The sequence below is a fragment of the Streptomyces sp. NPDC007971 genome (assembly GCF_042958635.1).
Classification (GTDB): domain Bacteria; phylum Actinomycetota; class Actinomycetes; order Streptomycetales; family Streptomycetaceae; genus Streptomyces.
Window position 1 is genome coordinate 83,528 of record NZ_JBIBJK010000027.1, and the last position, 18,658, is coordinate 102,185.

General features: G+C 69.4%; 18 protein-coding genes and 2 pseudogenes. 12 read left to right on the forward strand and 8 right to left on the reverse strand.

The features are described 5' to 3' along the window. Nucleotides 1–94 precede the first annotated feature (94 nt). Nucleotides 95–367 carry a hypothetical protein gene (locus ACFZCP_RS39840; protein WP_362698511.1) on the forward strand — a complete coding sequence of 91 codons (273 nt, stop codon included), beginning with the start codon at nucleotides 95–97 and terminating at the stop codon, nucleotides 365–367. Nucleotides 368–975: 608 nt separating this feature from the next. Next, nucleotides 976–1,722: a VC0807 family protein gene (locus ACFZCP_RS39845; RefSeq protein WP_391439714.1), complete on the forward strand. Its 747-nt coding sequence runs from the start codon at nucleotides 976–978 to the stop codon at nucleotides 1,720–1,722. 481 nt (nucleotides 1,723–2,203) lie between these two features. Here ACFZCP_RS39845 and ACFZCP_RS39850 read toward each other — a convergent pair whose 3' ends face one another. From ACFZCP_RS39850 to ACFZCP_RS39860, 3 genes are all read right to left on the reverse strand, one after another. Beyond that, complete coding sequence (locus ACFZCP_RS39850) at nucleotides 2,204–3,727, reverse strand: reprolysin-like metallopeptidase (RefSeq protein WP_391439718.1); 1,524 nt, start codon at nucleotides 3,725–3,727, stop codon at nucleotides 2,204–2,206. Between the two features lie 381 nt (nucleotides 3,728–4,108). After that, entirely contained in the window at nucleotides 4,109–4,459 is a 351-nt protein-coding gene (locus ACFZCP_RS39855; protein ID WP_391439723.1) for a DJ-1/PfpI family protein, read from the reverse strand. Beyond that, nucleotides 4,456–4,593: a hypothetical protein gene (locus ACFZCP_RS39860; protein ID WP_391439727.1), complete on the reverse strand. Its 138-nt coding sequence runs from the start codon at nucleotides 4,591–4,593 to the stop codon at nucleotides 4,456–4,458. Before ACFZCP_RS39860 ends, ACFZCP_RS39855 begins: the two co-directional genes overlap by 4 nt. Before the next feature lie 287 nt (nucleotides 4,594–4,880). Between ACFZCP_RS39860 and ACFZCP_RS39865 the strand changes: the two are divergent. The 3 genes and pseudogenes from ACFZCP_RS39865 to ACFZCP_RS39875 form a co-directional block, all read left to right on the forward strand. Continuing rightward, a pseudogene (locus ACFZCP_RS39865) lies at nucleotides 4,881–5,030 on the forward strand (alpha/beta fold hydrolase); the annotation flags it as partial. Between the two features lie 345 nt (nucleotides 5,031–5,375). Beyond that, complete coding sequence (locus ACFZCP_RS39870) at nucleotides 5,376–6,188, forward strand: SDR family NAD(P)-dependent oxidoreductase (RefSeq protein WP_391439732.1); 813 nt, start codon at nucleotides 5,376–5,378, stop codon at nucleotides 6,186–6,188. Nucleotides 6,189–6,461: 273 nt separating this feature from the next. Beyond that, nucleotides 6,462–6,803, forward strand: a complete 342-nt coding sequence (locus ACFZCP_RS39875) for a DUF4440 domain-containing protein (protein ID WP_391439736.1) — start codon at nucleotides 6,462–6,464, stop codon at nucleotides 6,801–6,803. A 61-nt stretch (nucleotides 6,804–6,864) separates the two neighbouring features. Here the strand turns inward: ACFZCP_RS39875 and ACFZCP_RS39880 are convergent. Further along, nucleotides 6,865–7,050 (reverse strand): annotated as a pseudogene (locus ACFZCP_RS39880) (AAA family ATPase); the annotation flags it as partial. Between the two features lie 332 nt (nucleotides 7,051–7,382). Between ACFZCP_RS39880 and ACFZCP_RS39885 the strand changes: the two are divergent. From ACFZCP_RS39885 to ACFZCP_RS39910, 6 genes are all read left to right on the forward strand, one after another. Next, on the forward strand, nucleotides 7,383–9,068 hold the full coding sequence (locus ACFZCP_RS39885) for a TROVE domain-containing protein (RefSeq protein ID WP_391439741.1): 1,686 nt from the start codon (nucleotides 7,383–7,385) through the stop codon (nucleotides 9,066–9,068). A gap of 1,212 nt (nucleotides 9,069–10,280) precedes the next feature. Continuing rightward, a complete protein-coding gene (locus tag ACFZCP_RS39890) occupies nucleotides 10,281–11,294 on the forward strand; it encodes an Ig-like domain-containing protein (protein ID WP_391439744.1) in 1,014 nt (337 codons plus the stop codon). 79 nt (nucleotides 11,295–11,373) lie between these two features. Next, on the forward strand, nucleotides 11,374–11,880 hold the full coding sequence (locus ACFZCP_RS39895; RefSeq protein WP_391439749.1) for a SigE family RNA polymerase sigma factor: 507 nt from the start codon (nucleotides 11,374–11,376) through the stop codon (nucleotides 11,878–11,880). Further along, nucleotides 11,873–12,589: a hypothetical protein gene (locus ACFZCP_RS39900; protein WP_391439753.1), complete on the forward strand. Its 717-nt coding sequence runs from the start codon at nucleotides 11,873–11,875 to the stop codon at nucleotides 12,587–12,589. The genes ACFZCP_RS39895 and ACFZCP_RS39900 overlap by 8 nt, the downstream gene beginning before the upstream one ends. Before the next feature lie 417 nt (nucleotides 12,590–13,006). Further along, entirely contained in the window at nucleotides 13,007–13,399 is a 393-nt protein-coding gene (locus tag ACFZCP_RS39905) for a nuclear transport factor 2 family protein (protein WP_391439758.1), read from the forward strand. A gap of 182 nt (nucleotides 13,400–13,581) precedes the next feature. Next, on the forward strand, nucleotides 13,582–13,722 hold the full coding sequence (locus ACFZCP_RS39910) for a hypothetical protein (protein ID WP_391439762.1): 141 nt from the start codon (nucleotides 13,582–13,584) through the stop codon (nucleotides 13,720–13,722). Nucleotides 13,723–13,958: 236 nt separating this feature from the next. On the opposite strand, the gene ACFZCP_RS39915 is transcribed toward ACFZCP_RS39910, so the two are convergent. From ACFZCP_RS39915 to ACFZCP_RS39930, 4 genes are all read right to left on the reverse strand, one after another. Further along, nucleotides 13,959–14,348 carry a VOC family protein gene (locus ACFZCP_RS39915; protein WP_391439768.1) on the reverse strand — a complete coding sequence of 130 codons (390 nt, stop codon included), beginning with the start codon at nucleotides 14,346–14,348 and terminating at the stop codon, nucleotides 13,959–13,961. A 460-nt stretch (nucleotides 14,349–14,808) separates the two neighbouring features. Beyond that, entirely contained in the window at nucleotides 14,809–15,681 is an 873-nt protein-coding gene (locus ACFZCP_RS39920) for an RNA polymerase sigma-70 factor (protein ID WP_391439773.1), read from the reverse strand. After that, nucleotides 15,678–16,256, reverse strand: a complete 579-nt coding sequence (locus tag ACFZCP_RS39925) for a carboxymuconolactone decarboxylase family protein (RefSeq protein ID WP_391439914.1) — start codon at nucleotides 16,254–16,256, stop codon at nucleotides 15,678–15,680. The genes ACFZCP_RS39920 and ACFZCP_RS39925 overlap by 4 nt, the downstream gene beginning before the upstream one ends. A gap of 963 nt (nucleotides 16,257–17,219) precedes the next feature. After that, nucleotides 17,220–18,008, reverse strand: a complete 789-nt coding sequence (locus tag ACFZCP_RS39930) for a TatD family hydrolase (protein ID WP_391439777.1) — start codon at nucleotides 18,006–18,008, stop codon at nucleotides 17,220–17,222. Between the two features lie 101 nt (nucleotides 18,009–18,109). On the opposite strand from ACFZCP_RS39930, the gene ACFZCP_RS39935 reads away from it, so the two are divergent. Further along, complete coding sequence (locus tag ACFZCP_RS39935; protein ID WP_362699999.1) at nucleotides 18,110–18,502, forward strand: MerR family transcriptional regulator; 393 nt, start codon at nucleotides 18,110–18,112, stop codon at nucleotides 18,500–18,502. Nucleotides 18,503–18,658: the final 156 nt, after the last annotated feature.

Sequence of the window (18,658 nt, forward strand, 5' to 3'; positions counted from 1 at the left end):
GCTGCGGTGGCACGGGGCTTTGCGGCCGCGGGCCGCTGAGTACGCTGTGCCACCGCCGGCCCGCGCTGTCAGTGGTGGCTGCGAGGCTGGACGGATGGACCGTGATGACGAGCAGTTGCTGCGCGGCCGGGTCTACGGCGCCGACCACGACCACCCCGGCCCGGTGCCGGGCAGACGCTACGCCGAACTGGTCGGCGGGCCGCTGGACGGCCTGCTGCTCGACGTCACCGGCCGGGGGCGGGACGCGATCGGATCCGGCGTCGTCCTCGGCACTGAGCTGGGGCGGTTCGGCGCCGGCGGGCGGGCGCTGTATGACCCGCGCCCCGGCGACCCGAGCCGCTTCGACTGGACCGGTGACGCTCCCTGACCGCCGCGGCCGGTGCGCCGCACGAACCTGCCGGGTCCAGTCCGGCGGCGTGGGGCGGGTCGTGCCGGGGCGTCCCGAGTGCCCCCGGTATCCGCGACGAAGGTGGTGAGCAAGGACACGTAGGCGTCGGGGCCTTGGGCGTGCGGTCTGGTCCGGGTGCGGTGGTTCCCCGCTGTTCCCGGCCGTGTGCCCCCGGACCGGGCACATCGGGGGAGAGAGGGACTTGATGGGCCAGGCGGAGTCCGTCCGCGGAGGTTCTCGATCTCGGCGGCGATGCTGTCCGCCTCGGGGCCGACGACCACCTGAACGACGGTGGCCGATCGCATGATCCCGAAGGGGCGCGGCGGCGCGGCCCGCTGCTCGGGGGCACGGGCCATATGCGCAACTCTGCTCGGCGTTGTGCTGCCTGGCAGAGTCCGGACCGGCCTGCATCCCGGCCCCACCCCCGTCCCGGAACCAGTCATTCCGGACAGTTTTGGTGATCATTTGACATGGGGGCCGGCCTCCTCGGCGCGCACCTGCTTTACCTTTTCCTTAAGTGCTCACCAGGCATTTCCAGCCATCCACCACCACTTGAGACTCTCTCAGGTACTTTCAGGGGGAACACCGTGCCCGCTCAGGACACCACGACGACGCAGGCTGCAGAAAACGCAGCCGGCACACCGGACGCATCGGCCGACGGGCGCCCGGCCCCGCCCGCCCGGTCCAGAGGCGCCGCCATCGGCGGTTGGTTCCTCACCATCGGACTGAACGTCGCCGCTCCGATCTTCACGTACAACGCGCTCCACGACCATGGCTGGAGTGAGTTCTCCGCGCTGCTGGTGAGCAGTGCCTGGCCGGTGCTCGACAGCGCCGTGCACCTCGTATGGCGGCGGCGGCTCGACGAGTTCGCCATCGTCACCCTGGTCTTTCTCGTGATCACGGCCGCGGTCTCCCTCTTCGGTGCGCACTCGGCCCGCGCTCTGCTGATCAAGGACTCGGGTGTCACGGGGCTTTTCGGTCTGTTGTGTCTGGTGACACTGGCGGCGCCGCGCCCGCTGATGTTCTACTTCGGCCGCAAGTTCGCCACCGACGGGACGCCACAGAGCACCGCATGGTGGAACGGCCTGTGGCAGTTCGAGGGGTTCCGCACGACCATGAGGACCATGACCGCGGTCTGGGGCATCGCCTACTGCCTGGAGGCCGTGGTCCGCATCGCGCTGTCCTACCTGTTGAGCACCGGCACCATGGTGGCCCTGAGCCCGGTCCTGATCTACGGGGTCCTCGGCGCCCTCGCCCTGTGGACGGCCCTGTACGGCAAGCGGGCCCGGCGCAGGGGCGAGGAGCGTGCTGCCATGGCTGCCGCCGCGAGCTGACCACTCGTCCGCTCGTCCCTGCCGGTCCGGCCCGCCTGGACGGCACCGGGGAGGCACCCGATGACCGGACGGCTTTCCCATGACCGGACAGCCGCCCGGTGACGGCGCGGACCGGTCCCTGCGCCGGCCGGGCGACATGGTGCCGTCCGCTCCCCGGGCCTCCCACGGCCGGCGGTACACGCCCGCTGGTCGCCCGAGGTTCGCCCTCCCCGGGCCGCGGCTGCCGGCTGCGGGTCCGACCCGGGCGGGCGGCTCCCGTCACAGCCGTCGGGTCCGGCGCCGTGGGGCGGGGCGCCCCCCGCCCCCCGCCGGGGGGGGGGGGGGCCCCCGGGCGGGGGGGGGGGGGGGGGGGGGGGGGCCCCGCCCGGGGGGGGGGCCCCCCCCCCCCCCGGGGGGGCCGGGCGCGGGGGGCCGGCCCCCCCCCGCCCCACGGCTGCTCGGGGGAGGCCCGCCGGTCAGGGGTGGTGGGGCGGGCGTGGGCTCACGAAGCCTTGTTGAAGAGTGCGACGACGCTGCGGCTCTTGTCCATGGTGATCTGGTAGTCGACCGTGGTGTCCGTCTGCTTCACGCCGTCGACCTCCCAGCCCGCGAACACGTAGCCGGCCGCCGGGTGGGCGGTGAGGGTCACCTGCGTGCCGGGGTCGTAGGGGCCGAACTCACTGACCGTGATGCTGCCGCCGCCCGCCGGGGAGACCGACATCGTGAGGGTGTGCCGATTGGTCGCCTTCGTGGCGCGGTAGGCGGACACGAGCGGGGTGGCCAGCTGGGCGATGGCGGCGTTGTTGTTCTTCGCGTCGCCGAGGGCCTTGCCGTCGGTCGTCTTGTTGACGGTGTTGGAGTACTGGTTGATGACCTTGCAGGCGGGCAGACAGGGCGTGTTGTAGGCCATCAGCGTGTGGAACTTGTTGTCGGACGTGATCCAGCCGAAGTTGGTGTCGTTCGGGCCCGGCGCTGTCTCCCCGTTGTTCATCACGGTCTTGCGGTCGTGCCGCATGCCGAGGTTGTGGCCGATCTCGTGGCCCAGGTTGTCCCAGTCCTTCACCGACAGGACGCTGGTGACGGAATAGGCGCTCTCGCTGGTCCCCGAGGTCACGGGGATCGGCAGGTCGGCCGAGCCGGAGCTGTTCTCGGCGGGGATGGAGGCGAGCAGGGCCACCAGGTCGGCGCCGTAGTCATCCCGCAAGGCGTGGGCCGTGGCGCCGAGCGTCAGGTCGGCTCGTTTGTTGAGCTTGTTGAGCATGGTGCTGGAGTTCTCGTTGAGCACGCCGGACGGAGACGTCTGGTAGGAGTGGACGACGTGCACGCTGGCCGGCACATGGCTGACGGCGAAAGCCTTGTTGAGCTGGCTCGCCCCGTAGCGGATCCGGGCCTCGACCTCCGACACCCCGCCCAGCTCGGTGACGGCTGCGGGGGTGTAGGGGACCAGGACGTCGATGGCGACGGGGCTGTTGGCGTCGGCCTTGGGCGTCTTGTCCACTTGCCCGGGACGGCGAGGTTGCGAGCCCAGGGTCACGGTGTCGCCTTTCTGCCCGCTCGGGGGCAGCTTCAGCGTGTCGATCTCCTGCAGGCAGTACTCGCCCGGACGCTTGGGCAGGGGGGTGAACAGGTAGTCCTTGGTGCCGACTTCGATGACACCGTCGAGGGCGACGGGGCCGCCCGTGCAGGCTCCGGCGATGGACAGGGACACCGTGTCCTCGGGCTTCTTCGGGTCGTACCCGTCCCAGTAGACCGTGCCGTCCGCGTCCTTGTGGTAATAGTCCCGCATCGCGGTGATGCCTGGGGTGCCGGGAAAGAGCTGGAACGTACGGTGCTCCGGCACTCCTTCCTTCTGCGTACGGCACAGGGAGGCGAACTCCTTGGCGTCGGCGCGCAGTACGGCGGAGCGCACCACCCAGGGCTGGTGATGGTCAGAGCCCCGCTTTGCGGGCGGTGCGGCCATGGCCAGGGGGAGGGAGGCAAGAAGAGCAGTCGCCGCGGTTCCGGCGACGAGCAGGTAACGACGCATCGGGGACGTCACCTTTCTGGTGGGGAACGTGCCCCATGATCAGGGTCCGATCGCGTCATGCCGTCGAGCGCGGGGTCACGGGAGCAGTGTCGCCCGGAGGTTCATTCGGTCAGCCCCCTGCGGACCGGACGGGGTGCGGACGTTGAGCCGGCCAGTGTGCTCGCCGACTGGGCATGCGGTGTATCGACCTGTCCGGCATCGGCTGCGGGAGTCCGGCGACGTGCCGACGGCGGGGCGCCCGTCTCACGGAGCAGCTGGAAGACCGATGAACATCTGGTCGGGGCGGTTTGGTTGGGATCATCCTGTGCGCTGGAGGAAGATCCCTGAGACAGGGAGTCCGGCCAGTCGGATGATTGTCGAGCGGCCCTCTGCCGCCGGGTTTCACCTGTTGCCGAAGACGCCCTCGGAGGTCAGGACGGTGTCATTGTCGATGTAGAGGACATCGCGGTCCACACGCAGTCGGGGGTAGAGCTCTTCGAGGTCGTCGGCGCTGGCCCAATGGGTGGTGACGGTGCGGCCGTCGAGCAGTCCGGCTGCAGCGACGGCGAAGGCGCCGGTGCAGATGGAGGCGATGCGGATCCCGGCGCGGCCGGCGAGTTTGAGAGCGGCCCTCACCCGTGGGTGCGGAGGGCGCCGGTAGTCCTCGAAGCCCGGGACGATGATCGTGTCCGCGTCGGCGAGCGCTTCGAGACCCGTGGTCAGTCCGAGGGTGAAACCCGCGCTGGTGGTCACTTCTCCTCGGTGTCGCCGCACACGGTGAGCTCGTACGGCGTGTCCGGGCGGGCATTGAAGATCTGCGTGGGGATTCCCAGATCGATGGGCAACACACCGTCCAGCGCCAGAACCGTGACGCGGTGCTTGTTCATGGCTGTAAGGCTACGGCCATGGTCGATTTCGCAGGGGAGGGCGCGTGGCTGTCCTGACCTTCGAGCCCAAGGTCCATGCAACGTATTACCAGCTCAGCCACGAGTTCGAGCGATGGCAGAGAGGTGATCGTGCTCCTCGGCTTGGCCCGAAAAATGCGCATGCTGGCATATCAGCCATGGCCTGGAAGGGAGGCTGGGGAGCAGGATCGAATGACGAGCGGCAGACAACCGGCTCCACACACCGGTGGAGCGGTCCGAGAACCCCGGCCGTGGACGAGGAACTGACAATGGCTTCGCAGAATGTGGTGGGCCGCTTCTTCGACGTGCAGGGCGGCCAGATGTACGCCCACGTCCGCGAAGGTGACGGCCCGGTGCTGGTCTTCCTGCACTACTGGGGAGGTTCACGGCGCACCTGGATCCCGGTGTTGCAGCGTCTGGGGCCCGGGCAGGGTTTCGTGGTCCGAGATCCTTCGACGCCGGCCGGTTGGCGGCTGGGTCCACGCGGTGGACGACCCGTTCTTCGGCTGACCGCATCGGGCGGCCTGCGCACGGGCGCAATGGCCGCCTGCTGCTGGGCAGGCCCCCGGTCATCGTCGACGCCGGAACACCCGGCAGCGGCAGGCCTACGGAGTCACCGTCCGGACCGCCGCGGTCCATGACTGGTTCTGCGCCCTGTGAATCAACAGGCGAGCCGGCCGGTGTGGCGTGGCGTTCCTGGTGGTGACGACACCAGGTTCAGCACACACTCGCGGCTGCCGCCGGGTCCTGTCAGGGTGGCTGGCATGACCCCTCGCACCACTTTGATCACCGGCGCCACTCAGGGCATGGGCCGCGCTCTGGCACTTGACCTCGCCTCACGTGGCGGCACCGTCCTGCTCCATGGGCGCAACCGCACTCGCCTGGAGGCCGTGGCCACCGAAGCACGCGCCACCTGCCCCGACGTCACGGTCCGTACGTACCTTGCCGACCTGTCCGACCTGGACGAGGTGCATGCGATGGCCGACCGGATCCTTGCGGCGGAGCCGTACCTCGACGGCCTGATCAACAACGCGGTGGCCGGGGGCGGCGCCGAACCGCTCACACGCGAAGTGAGCCGCCAGGGCCATGAGCTCCGCTTCGCCGTGAACCACCTCGCCCCCTACGCTCTCACCCGGGATCTGTTGCCCCTGCTCACCGCCTCGGCTCCCGCCCGAGTGGTCAACGTCGCCTCGATAGGGCAGGAGACCATCGATTTCGGCAATGTCATGCTGGAGCGGGACTACGAGGGTCTTCGCGCCTACTGCCGAAGCAAGCTCGCGATGATCATGGCCACCTTCGAGCTGGCTGCCGAGCTCCAGGGCACCGGAGTCACGGTGAACGCCCTCCACCCGGCCCACCTGATGGACACGGACGGCGTCCGCGCGTACGGCCTCACTCCCGTCGCCAGCACGGACGAGGGAGTCCGGCCGACGGTACGCCTGCTCCTCGATCCGGAGCTCGTCACCACTACAGGTCGCTACTTCGACCAGTTCACCGATGCTCGCGCCCATGAACAGGCATACGACACCAAGGCCCGCGAGCGCCTGATGAAGCTGACGCACACCCTGATCGGATAGGACCTGACAGCGAGCCAGCTGAAAGGAGCCCGGTCGGCGCGCGCACGGCCGCAGCGCCGGAGGGGTGCGACTGAGGCGAGCCAGGCCGCCAGGGGTGTGGTCTGAAATGGGCCCCGCCGGTCCAAGCCGCACGCGGTTGTTGATCACCCATGGGCACGCGTTCGCGAGTGGTGACGGCACCGCCGTGCCGTGGCGCGTCGCGTGATCAATGTGCTGTGCCCTGGCAAGCAACGATCGTAGGGTCCCTGCATGACGGATGAGAGTGAGCGGGCCGTGCGAGCGGCCATCGATGGGGAGATGCGGCTTCTCGATCCCGAGGTGCGCGCTTCGCCGGACCGTGTCCTGGAGCTTCTGGATCCGGAGTTCACCGAGATCGGAGCTTCCGGACGCAGGTGGGATGTGGAGTCGGTCCTGACTGTGACGAGCAGCGGCTCGGTGTCCGCGGAGTCTCCTGTCAAGGTCAGTGAAATGTCCGGAGCCGTCCTTGCTCCGGGTGTCGTTCATCTCACGTACTTCGCCGACAACCAGGGCCGTCGGGCATGGCGGAGCTCTGTGTGGCGTCTGTCCGAGACGGGCTGGCGGATGTACTTCCACCAGGGCACGTTGGCCGGATGAGCGGGTGAGACCGCCGCCTGCGAGGGCGGCGGTCGCCCAACTCACCGGGGCGGCTCCTGTGGGCCGCGGCCGGCGTTCTTGCTCGCGCGCGAGTGCCTGCAGGGCGGTAGGAGTCGGTGCCCGTCGCGATGAGCGTGCCGTTGAAGATGAGCCGGTCGCCGACGGCCGCGCAGAGACGGGGATCGGTGAAGGTCTTGGTCCGACCGTCGTAGGACTCTTCGGAGGCGATGGCGACACTGCTCCGGTCCCCTTAATCCGGCAGGACCGATGGACAGGAAGTGGGACCGTCGGAGGCCTGTGGGACGACCACCCGCACGACGTCCGAGAAAGGGCCCGCGTTATTCGCTGGTGTGGAGCCCGGTGGTGCTTGTACGTTGGCATGGCGACCGCGCCTCCGATGCGCTCGGCTGCGGCTACTTCCTTCTGACAACCCAAGTGACGCCGCCGCCCCTTTTGATCTCGGCAGGCGCGGGCGTCTTCGCCCCGTCCGGACCTTTGGGACGGGGCAGTCCCATTCTTTGAATCCGGGGGGATTCGCTGCCTCGTTACACCCCACGCGTCTCCAAGATCTGGTCCGAGATGCTCGTGGCGCCGCACGTCTTCGCGGCCGCCCGCTCCCTGTCCCTCCCACGGCTCCATCACGGGCCCGCCGGGCCGGACTTCCGCACCTACGAGGGCGGCCCGGCCTTCGTCCGGGAGCCCCACGAGGAGCTCTTCCTTCTTGCGGTCGGCAACTTCGTCTCCCAGCGGACCTTTTACGAGACCGGTGAGGAGCGGGACGACCGGTACGCCCGTCTCGTCGGTGAACTGGCGGTCCAGGACCCCGTGTGGACGGCCGGCCTGCTGCGCTGGCTTCGCGGCGAGGGCAACATGCGCACGGCCTCCCTGGTGGGCGCCGCCGCATATGTGCACGCCCGGCTCGAGGCCGGGGCGTCCGAAGGGCCGTCCAACCGGTCCGTGATCGACTCGGTGCTCCAGCGCGCCGACGAGCCCGGCGAACTGCTCGCCCATTGGATCTCGGTGTACGGGCGGAAGGTGCCGCAGCCCGTGAAGCGGGGCATCGCCGACGGCGTACGCCGGCTGTACACGTCCCGGTCCCTGCTCAAGTACGACACCGCGTCCAAGGGATTCCGTTTCGGCGACGTGCTCAACCTGGTGCACGCCTCGCCCTCCCCGGACAAGCCCTGGCAGGGCGCGCTCTTCCGGTACGCCCTGGACCGCCGTCACCACCCGGAGCAGGCGGTTCCGCCGGCCTCCGACCACCTGCTGACAGCCCACCGGGAGCTGATGGAGTCGGCTGCGGACGAGCGGCGGGCGGTGGTGACCGGGCCGGGCGGCTCCGAGCGGCTGGCAGCGGCAGGCATGACGTGGGAGGCCCTGGCGGGCTGGCTGCACGGACCGATGGACGCCGCCGTCTGGGAAGCCCTGATCCCCACGATGGCGCCGATGGCGCTCCTGCGGAACCTGCGGAACTTCGACGAGGCGGGTGTCTCGGACGACGTTGCGGCCCAGGTCGCCGTACGGCTCTCCGACGCCTCCGAGGTCGCACGGTCCCGGCAGTTCCCCTTCCGCTACCTGGCTGCCCACCAGCACGCGCCGTCGCAGCGCTGGGCGGCCGCGCTGGAACGGGCACTGGGCCACTCCCTGGCCAACGTACCGCCCCTGCCCGGCCGGACTCTGATCCTGGTGGACCGGTCCGACTCCATGTTCTGGGACACCGTCTCCGAGCGGTCGAAGCTGACTCGGGCGGATGCGGCGGCCGTGTTCGGCACTGCACTGGCCATGCGTGCCGAGCAGGCGGATCTGGTGGAGTTCGGCTGGAACAGCGCAGAGGTGCCGTTCGAGCCGCGCGGGCCGGTGCTCGAGGTGCTGAAACGGTTTCACAGGCTCGGAGGCACGTACACCACGAAGGCGGTACGGACCCATTACCGGCAGCACGACCGGGTCCTGGTCGTGACGGACGAGCAGGCCGCCCCCTACGGCCCCGGCGAGCCGACCGAACCGGTCCCGGCCGACATCCCCGTCTACACATGGAACCTGGCGGGGTACCGGCCCGCCCACGGCCCCAAGGGCCCCCACCGGCACACCTTCGGCGGCCTCACGGACGCCGCCTTCCGAATGGTCGGCCTCATCGAGGCCGGCCGCGAAGCCGCTTGGCCCTGGACCGCTGAGCCGCCCGGATCCGAAGGAAGCGTCCCAGGGGCTGTCCCTTGGGCGGCAGCCCCGCGCGGGCTTCCCGGAGGGAGTGGCGGACCGGTCGGCTGAGCCGGGAGGCTGCTGGACCGGTCCCGTTCGGGCCTGTTCTACGTGGCTTGTTGCTTGGTGCGGGCGGTGAGGCGTTCCCAGTTGCGGTGGCCGATGTCGGCCTTCTGGTCGTCGGTGAACGGCGAGTTCTCCAGGAAGGCTCGGGCCTCGCCGTTGCTGGTGTCGACGTAGGGGAAGCCGCCGGGGCCGAAAGCCGTAGGTGAAGGGGTAGCCGGTGGAGTACAGCATCCGGTCGGTGCCCATGACCTCTGCGGTCCAGCGCAGGTACCGGGGGCTGTTGGTGCCGCTGCCGGCGACCCAGAAGTTCTGCTTCCAGTAGTCGGCGAGCGGCTGCCTCAGGCCGCCGGCCTCGGCGAAGAACCCGACGTGGTCGAGATAGAACATGGTCAGTTCGCCCCAGTGCCCCGCGATGACCTGCAGGTCGGGGAAGCGGTCGAAGACTCCGGAGAAGATCATCCGCAGGTACTGGATGCCGAGGTCGTAGTACCAGCCGATGCCGGCCCCGGCAAGGGCCCTCGCCCTTCACGCCTCGCTACCCGAACGGACCGTCCTCACCGTGGCCGAACGGCACCTCCTGACCGAATGGCTCAGGCGCCTGTACGCACAGGACGCCTCTTCACGTGGTGAGTCGGCGGTGGTCGACCAGGCTGGGAGCGAGGGCGACGAAGGATGCAGACCTGGTGGTCTCCGGCCCCCCAGGAGGACACCGCGGGAGGCGAGGACGCCGGCACGGTAACGGTCGGGCAGCAGCAAGGGACTGACGTCCGGCACCGACCTCCCCGGCGACCACTGTGGCGGATTGCCACCGGGCAGTGGTTCTTGCTCCGACGCCCGCCGCGTCGCCGCCGTGCTGTGTGCGCCCCCAGCGCCGTGAACGGCCGGTCCTGCCGGTCGAAGACCGGCACATCGGCACGCCGTCCGGGCCTCGTTGCCGACCCCCGGCTCAGCTCTCCAGCCGGCCGCACGGGCGGCGGTGGCCGGTTCCAGCTCCAGCAGGTGATGCTCGCCCCAGCTCATCGATGCCCGAACTCATCGGTGCCCCAGCCCCTTTGCGGCAGCCGTTGTCTGACTGCCCGGCCACCGGATACCGCAGGCCGCGCCGATCGGGTCTTGCTCGCTCTCTCCGGAAAAACTCCGATCTGATGCAACCCGGTCCCGGGCCCGTGCGTAATTCAGCCGATAACTGCACTTCACCTGGGGGATTTCATGTACGTGGACCGTTCTGCCGGTCGCACCGCAGGCCGTCTCGGCGCCGCTGCCGCGGCCTGTATCGCTCTGCTCTCGGCCGTCGGCTGCTCGACGGACGCAGGTTCCGGTGTCCGGGAGACCACCCCCGCGCCGGATGCCCGGGCCTCCGGCGCGGCAGCGCCCACCGGGGCGACGGGCGGGAACAGCGACGGCACAGACAAGGCGTCCGACATGCACTCGGCTCCGTCCGTGCCGGAGCCTGCCGTGCTTGCCCAGGCGAGGGTGAACATCGGGGACGGGCAGACGGTCGGTGTGGGCATGCCGATATCCGTCACCTTCCGCCAGCGGGTCCCCGCTGCCGAGCGCAAGGCCGTGGAGAGCTGGCTGCGCGTGCAGACCTCGTCCGGCACCAAGGGCGCGTGGAGCTGGGTGCAGGACCACACCGTTCCGGGTGGGGAGCGTGTCGACTTCCGCCCCAGCACCACCTACTGGCAGCCCGGCACCAAGATCACCCTGCGCCGCGGCTCGCACGGCACAAGCCACTTCACCATAGGCCGGTCACTGGTCGCCACGGTCGACACGAAGACGCACATGATGACCATCGACACCGTCGGGACTCCGCAGCGCATCCCGATCACCGCGGGGAAGCCAGGTCTGGACACCTGGAAGGGGACGATGGTGGTGATGGACAAACAGCCCCGGGTGTTCATGGACTCCCGCACCGTGGGCATGGGCCCGAATGACACCTACCACGACTACTACTACTGGGCCGTGCACCTGACGACGTCCGGGACCTACGTGCATCAGAACCCGCACGCGAACACGGCGGCCGGGCACAGCAACGTCACCCACGGCTGTGTCGGCCTGGCCACCACCACCGCCAAGGGCTTCTACGACCAGGTACACGTCGGCGACGTCATCACGGTCACCGGAGCGAACAAGGGCACCGTCGCCCCCGGCAACGGCTACGGCGACTGGAACCTGACCTGGAAGCAGTGGCTCGCGAACAGCGCCGCCGGGCAGACCACGACCGCGTAACCCTCGCCGGAACCACGGCAGGACCCCACCGCTCCGCCGCACACCACGCGCCCCGCGCTGTGAGAGAGAGCACGACAAGGTGACCGAGGACGAGTTCGACCTCTTCTACACGGCTGCCTATCCGCGCCTGGTCGGCCAGCTCTACGCCCTGACGGGCGACTACGGCGAAGCCCAGGACGCGGTGCAGGAGGCGTTCGTACGTGCCTGGGACCGGCGGGCGTCCGTTCTGAACGGCGACCAGCCTCCCGAGGCCTGGATCCGCACGGTGGCTCACCGCTTGGCGGTGAGCCGCTGGCGGCGGGCGCGCCACTGGTGGGAGCTGGTCCGCGGCGCGGCCCCGCCGCGGCCGGTGCCCGAACCGAGCCCCGACCACGTGGCGTTGGTCGCCGCCCTGAGGCTCCTGCCCGAAGCCCAGCGGACCGCGATCGTGCTGCATCACCTGTGCGATCTGAGCGTGGAGCAGATAGCCGCCGAGGCCGGTGCCGCGACCGGCACCATCAAGGCGCGCCTGTCACGCGGCCGTACGGCACTCCTCGCTCACCTGGTGAGCGAGGAGCCGCACCCGACGGAGGAAGCCTGTGCCTGATCAGCAGCCCCCGCAGCTCCTGACCGAGACGGAGCTCTCCATCCGGCTCCACCATCTGGCCGCACGCAGCACCGCACCAGTCCCGACCACCGGCGCACACGTCAGGAACCGGGCGGTACGCCGCCGCCGCGGCCGCCGTGCTGCGCTCTGCGGCACAGCGCTGGCGGCAGCGGCCCTGATCACCGTCACCTCCGGCGTCCTCGACTCCCGGACCGAGCCGGACGTACCTCCCGCGGCGTCCGTGGCCCACACGCCCGCACCCGCCCCGTCCCCAGCGCCCGTTCAGCGGGTGAAGGTCGACCTGGACACCCACACACTGACCATCGGGGGCAAGAGGTTCCGCATTGCCGCGCCGGCGAGCTTCTGCCCGATCGGCGAGACGGCGGTCACGGTCACCGCCAAGTACCCCGCCGTGCAACTGCACCCCAGCAAGGCCATCAGTCATTCGGGTATCAGACGGTGGGCGGTCACCTTCACCGACCGCAGTCACCGTCAGCGGCTCCTGATGTTCGGGCTGGATCCCGCCGACCGCTACGCCCTCGGCACGGACACCGTCTTCGGCGCCGTCGGCCTCGCACCCAAGGACGGGAAGGAGGTGTACGACATCATCAAGCCCGGCGCACGAATGGAAATCAAGGGAGGGCGGGCCAGGAACGCGCAGCCCGGCTCCGTATGCGTCGACCACCAGCCGGTCACCGGCGCCCGCTGACGCCGAACTCCCGGCGGGCGGCGCGTGCGCCCGCGTTCGTCGTCCCGTGGGTGCTGGTGCGCCCCAGTGAGTACGCACGTCACGGTCGCGGCAGTGACTGCTGGTGCGCAGTCGGGCCGCCCTGGCCGTGGACGGGCGAACTGCTCCGTTGCGACGGCCCTGTGGCCCGGTCGTCCGAACTGCCCGGCATGTATTCGACCGGTCCCTCGCAGTGCCCGGTTCGTATCCGGCGGGCCCGCTTGCCGGTCGCCGCCCCTGACCTCCGGCTGCACCTGCCCGTGCCGGCTGCCGGACAACACAGCCGAGCATCCACCCGACCCAAAGCGTGCGCGACGCACACATTGGTGCTACGGTAAAAAGAAGCGTGCGCAGCGCACACATTATTGCTGTCTCGCACATACCCGAAAGGAACGTCCCATGACCCGCACCGGTATCGAAGCCGCCCTCAACGACTTGCTCTTCAACCGCGGCATCACCCTGCAGGAGGCCGCCGACCGCCACTTCACCCCGCAGTACCGCCAGCGCACGGACGGCGAGTGGGCCGATCGCGCCGAGTTCCTCGACCACATCGCCCACCTGCGCGGCATCGTCGCCGACGGCAAGGTCGAGGTTCACGAGGAACTGTACGACGGCGACAAGTACGCCGATCGGCACACCTGTCACATCACCAAGACGGACGGCACGACCGTGGCCATGGAGGTCTATGTGTTCGCCGACCTCGCCCCCGACGGCCGCTTCAGCCGCATCGAGGAAACTACCCTCATGCTCAAGGGGTCCGACGCGGACCGCAACATCGGCAGCGCCCGCTGACCCCCTGCCGCAGCGGCACGCGCCACTGTCCCACTCCGGCAGCGGAACTTCCCACACACGAACGGAAGCATTCCATGATGAAGAACCTGCTGTCTCCCGAGAACCCCCAGTTCTGGTAGGAGACCCTGCGGTCGATAAGTCACATCGCCTACGGCGGCACGGACTTCGGCGAGGTGGTCTCCATGAGCGGGCGCATCGTCGAAGGTGACTACGACAGTTGGCACCAGGATTGGCCGGCCACCGCCGACCGGGCGCCCGCCGAGGACTTCATTTCGCCCGTACCGCCGCAGTGCCCGCCGTGTTCGCTGCTCTCCACGTCCTGACGACCGCCCAAGGCCGCCCCGAGCTCGCCTGCTGCCGCCCGGCGGGACTGTGCCCCTGCCGTCCTGCCCCTGCCCGTCCATTGCCCTGTGGTCGGCTTATCTGTGGAGGCCGAGGACCGTGGTCCGACCTCGGTGGCCACCGGTCAAGGCTCGCTGTCACGGTACGTCCTCTGACGGCGAAGGGTGAGCGTGTGCCATCGAAGTTTGGTGGGTTCTCCTACGAGTTCATGGGTCGGTCAGCCGAGGTAGTTCGCGCGTCCCTCGTCGTCGAGCTCGAAGGAGCCTTCGGGGATGATGCAGAACTCATTGCCCTCGGGGTCCGCCATCACCAGGAATCCACCATCGGCGTACTGCTCCAGCCTGCGCCCACCGAGCGTCTCGACCCGCTGCTGCTCGGCGGCGGGGTCGGGCGAGGTGATGTCGAAGTGCATGCGGTTCTTGCCCGACTTGGGTTCGCTGGCCTGCTGGAAACCCAGGCCGAGGCCGCTCTCTCGCCGCAGCCATACGTACGGGCCCATACGGCCGACGACCGGCCTGCCGAGCAGCTCGGACCAGAACGCGGCAAGCCGCTCGGGGTCGGTGGCATCGATGATGAGGGCATTGACCTGCATAGGTGAGTCCGCCATGCCCAGATCCTCTCAAGGGGGTGCAAGGCAGCTCAGCGGCGGGGCTCCAGCCAGGGGGAAATCAACTCCGGTGCCACAAATGGCTCGGTGGTCCATGCTCAGCGACATTGGCTGAAGGTTCGATGGCACAGGACACAGGGAACAAGCGCCCCCTGTCCCGTCTCAGGCGACGTGGTCCCAGTCTCAAGTGGTCTGGGCCGACTCGGCCGGCGTCTCAGATGATTTGGTCCGTCAGGACTCGTTGGGTCCGGTCTCACTTGGCCCGGTGGCGTCTCACGCGTCTCAGGTGGTCACCGGGCCTTTCGGGGGTCAGGGAGCATCCATGTCGGATCGTGCGCCAATCCCGCGTTCGTCCCGGATCCTTGGTCCTGGCCGTCGTCGGGTTCTGGCCCGGTTTGCGGTGGTGAGTGTTCCGGGCGGTTTCGCCCGGAACACTCACGACACCAGAGCAGCAGCCGGCTTACCTGGCGAGTTCAGCCGGTTCATCCAGTCTCGTCAGCTTCTGCGGGTTTCTCATCAAGAAGACCCGGGTGACCTGCCCCTTCTCCACCACGAGACTCACCGCCGTGGCCAGCTCGCCGTCGATCTCGATCCGGCCCGCAGGTGCGCCGTTGAGCCACACGGCCGTCGTCGCGAGCGCGGCCACTTCCACCCGGTTCGTGCGCGCGAGCACCTTCGCCACGAGCTCGACCCCGTGGATCGGAGCCAGAGCGGCGGCCGCAAGCCCGCCACCATCGGCGATCAAGACCACGTCCGGTGCCATGACGTCCACCAGCTCCTGCAACTGCCCGGTGCGCAACGCGAGCAGGAACCGCTCCACCACGGCCTGCTGCTCCGACCGGCTCACCTGCACCCGCGGACGCCGGGCCGCCACGTGCTCGCGTGCTCGCCGCGCGACCTGCCGCACCGCGGCCGCGGACTTCCCGATGGCCTCGGCGATCTCGCCGTACGACAGCTCGAAGACCTCTCGGAGCACGAACACCGCCCGCTCCGTCGGCCCGAGCGTTTCAAGGACGGTCAGCATCGCGATCGAGACGCTCTCCGCGAGTTCTACGTCCTCGGCGACATCAGGGCTGGTCAGCAACGGTTCCGGTAGCCACTCGCCGACATAGTCCTCGCGGCTGCGCGCCAACGTCCGCAGCCGGTTGAGCGCCTGCCGCGTGACGGTCCTGACGAGGTACGCCCGCGCGTCGCTCACCCGCGACTGGTCGACCTTGGCCCACCGCAGCCAGGACTCCTGCAGCACGTCCTCCGCGTCTGCCGCGGAGCCGAGCATCTCGTAGGCGACCGTGAACAGCAGGCTGCGATGGGCGACGAACGGGTCCTCGGTCATGCCGTCGACGCTACGCCGGACGTCTCAGGACGCGCGGCCAGCGGGATCTCGCAGGCGTCGGAGAAGCCCTGCGAGGTGATCCCATGTGCCGTGTTGCACCTGGCCGCCAGGTTGGCGAAGCCGATGAACACGGTGAGCTCGACCAGCGCCGCCGGGCCGAGCCGGCCGAGCAGACTCGCCGACAGCTCATCGGTGACGGTCGTCGGCGTGTTCGTCATGGCCTCGGCGTACTCCATCACCTCCCGCTCCAACGGCGTGAACACCTCCGACTCCCGCCAGCGCGGCACCTGGCTCGCCTTGGCCAGGTCCAGGTTCTGGTTCAGTGCCGCGAAGTAGTTGATGTCGAGGCACCAGCTGCAGCCGACCTGTGCCGCGACGGCCATGTGCGCGAACGTCTTGAGGCTCGCGTCGGCCGCGTCCCACGTGCCCACCTTGGCTGAGAACTCCTGGTTGGCCTCGGCGAGCTTGGGGTTGTTCCACAGCACCTCGTGGGGCTCGGGCACGGAACCGAGCTGCTTGATCAGGTTTTCGCGGAGCTCGGCGGGGAGCTCGGCCTTCGGGACGCGTAGCGCCATGGTGTTCTCCTCGGACGTTTGCCTGTTTGGCATGAAGACACCACCGGGCCCGCGAATGTGACAACCGCCATCGCCACTACGCATGGATCGTCAGCGCGCACACAAGCCGACCCGCGGCCACTGAGACGACAGTGACCGGAAGGTCATTCCTCCTCGCCGGCATCCGGGTCAACGGCTGCCTCGCCCCTGGAAGCGGTCAAGCCCAACGGAGGAGCCGGACCAGATCAAAACGGTTGTCCAAGCTTTCGCCCAATCCGCGCCGGCTGAGGGTGATCCTGGCGTACCTCGACAGGTGGGTCCCCGACCAGGAGGCCGCAGGGCTCTGCCTGCGGCTCCAGCAACTGGGGCGGGATCTCGAGGAGGCTTCGGGTGAGGTGCTGGGCGACCTGCCCGGCGTCGATGCCGTCCGGCAGCGCGACGATGGGGGCATAGCGGCGTGCGCTGGACGAGGGTCGCGACCGCCGAGAGCCGGCCAGCTGTCCCGGCCGCCATTGCGTGCGATGTCGCGGGAGTTGGTCGACGCCGATCTACCCAGCCGCCGGGCCAGGTGCCGGGCAGACTCACTGGTCGCGATGCCAGGGGTACCTCCTCGCGCTCGCTGCCGGTCAGATGCCGCTCCGATCGGTGGTTGTGGGACCAGGTGTACGCCGCCGCGTTGGTACAGAGACCGGCGGACATGGTGAATCGGTGCCCCCGCGCCCGCCAGGTCAAGCTGAACGACTGCAGGGTGAGATCTGGAGGCGCTGGCGCGCGGGGCCGTCATCACGGACCAGTGCCTCCACCATCACCTGATCATCCGTGGACGGCTTGTTGACCGCTTGAGGGTGCCGCCGTCTGCCGTCACCCGGATGCGTGTGCCGTGGCGAGATCGCCACTCGCGTTCCCGGGACCGCCCTGCTCCGCAGCCTCCAGGCGTCGTGGCGGAGCAGGAAGCCGGGGCTCGGCGTCGGGGACGGCGTCGGTTCAGACGATGCCCAGGAGCCTGCCCAGGGTTCCTCCGAGCACCCGGTCACGTATCTCGCCAGGAAGGGTGACCCGTTCGACGGCGGTGCGGGCGAGCACAGGATCGCCGTAGGGGGCGTCCGAGCCGAACAACGTCCGCTCGGGGATCTCACGGATCGCCAGCCGCACCGCGAAGATGATGCCGGCCGTGGACAGTTCCAGATACATGCTCGGCGTGTCCCGCACCAGTTCGATGGCTTCCAGCCAATGCATCCCGCCGAGCTGGCTCACCACGAGTGGAACCGCCGGGTACCGCGCAGCGAGACGCGACAGGGTGCGCAGGTCTTCCGCGGTGGTGGGGGCGAAGCCATGGACGACGACAGGCAACCCGCCATGGTCGTGCGCCGCGGCGAGCACAGGCTCGATCCGGGCCGCCTGCCCTGCGGGAGGCGTGAGTTCTCCGATGCCGCGCAGTCCGCGCCCCACCACCTCGCGGTCGATCAGGGCCGCGACATCCTCCGCGGGCAGGTCCAGCGGCACGGAGCCGAACCCGATGAACCGGTCCGGGTGCGCGGCCAAGGTCTCGTGCAGTTCCGCCCAGGCGGTGCTGTAGCCGTCGACGCTGTTCCCACGGCCTGCCAAGGCATGGTCGAGGACGCTCATCTCGCGACGCAGTGAGACAAGATCAACGGCCCGTTCCGGATGTGGTCGGGTCCCGAAGAGCACCGCGCGATCCACTCCTGCATCGTCCAGGGCGGCAAGGTGGCTTTCGACCGGGTCGTGGACATGGCCGTGGGCATCGATGATCACTGTTTCCTCCAAAGGAGAGGGGCCGCCGGAATGCGGCAGGACGGACCAACTGTTGCTCCTTGACACAGTTGGAAGGTCAAACCCCAGAGGAAGAACAGACGGTGCTCATCGGAGAACTGGCCAAGCGGACCGGGACCAGCGAACGCCTCCTGCGCTACTACGAACGGGCGGGGCTGCTGAGGCCGGAACGTCAGCCCAACGGGTACCGGACCTATGACGAGACTGCCCTCGCGGCAGTCCTGCGGGTCCGGGCTCTGCTCGCGGCGGGACTGCCGACCCGCATCATCCGCCAGGTCCTGCCCTGCACCAACGCCGAGGCCGCCGTGCTGCCATGTCCCGGCGTCCTGGACGCGCTCCGCGCGCAGCTGCGCACCCTTGACCAGCGATCGGCCGAGATCAACGCAGCCAGGGATGTCCTGCTGCAGACCATCACCACCGCCGAGACCGCTACCGCGATCGCCGAGTACCGAGCCCCAACAACGGATGCGCCGTGAGCCCGCCCTCCGCACCGGCTGGGAGAGTGCGCCTTCCGGCTCGTCGCCCCGCGTTGCTGAGCCGGCAAGGGCGCATCCCCGCGGGTCAGCGGCCGGTCTCGTGGGTGGCGGGGCGTATGAGTGTGGCGAGGCAGCGGCGGGTGGGGGAGGGGCTGG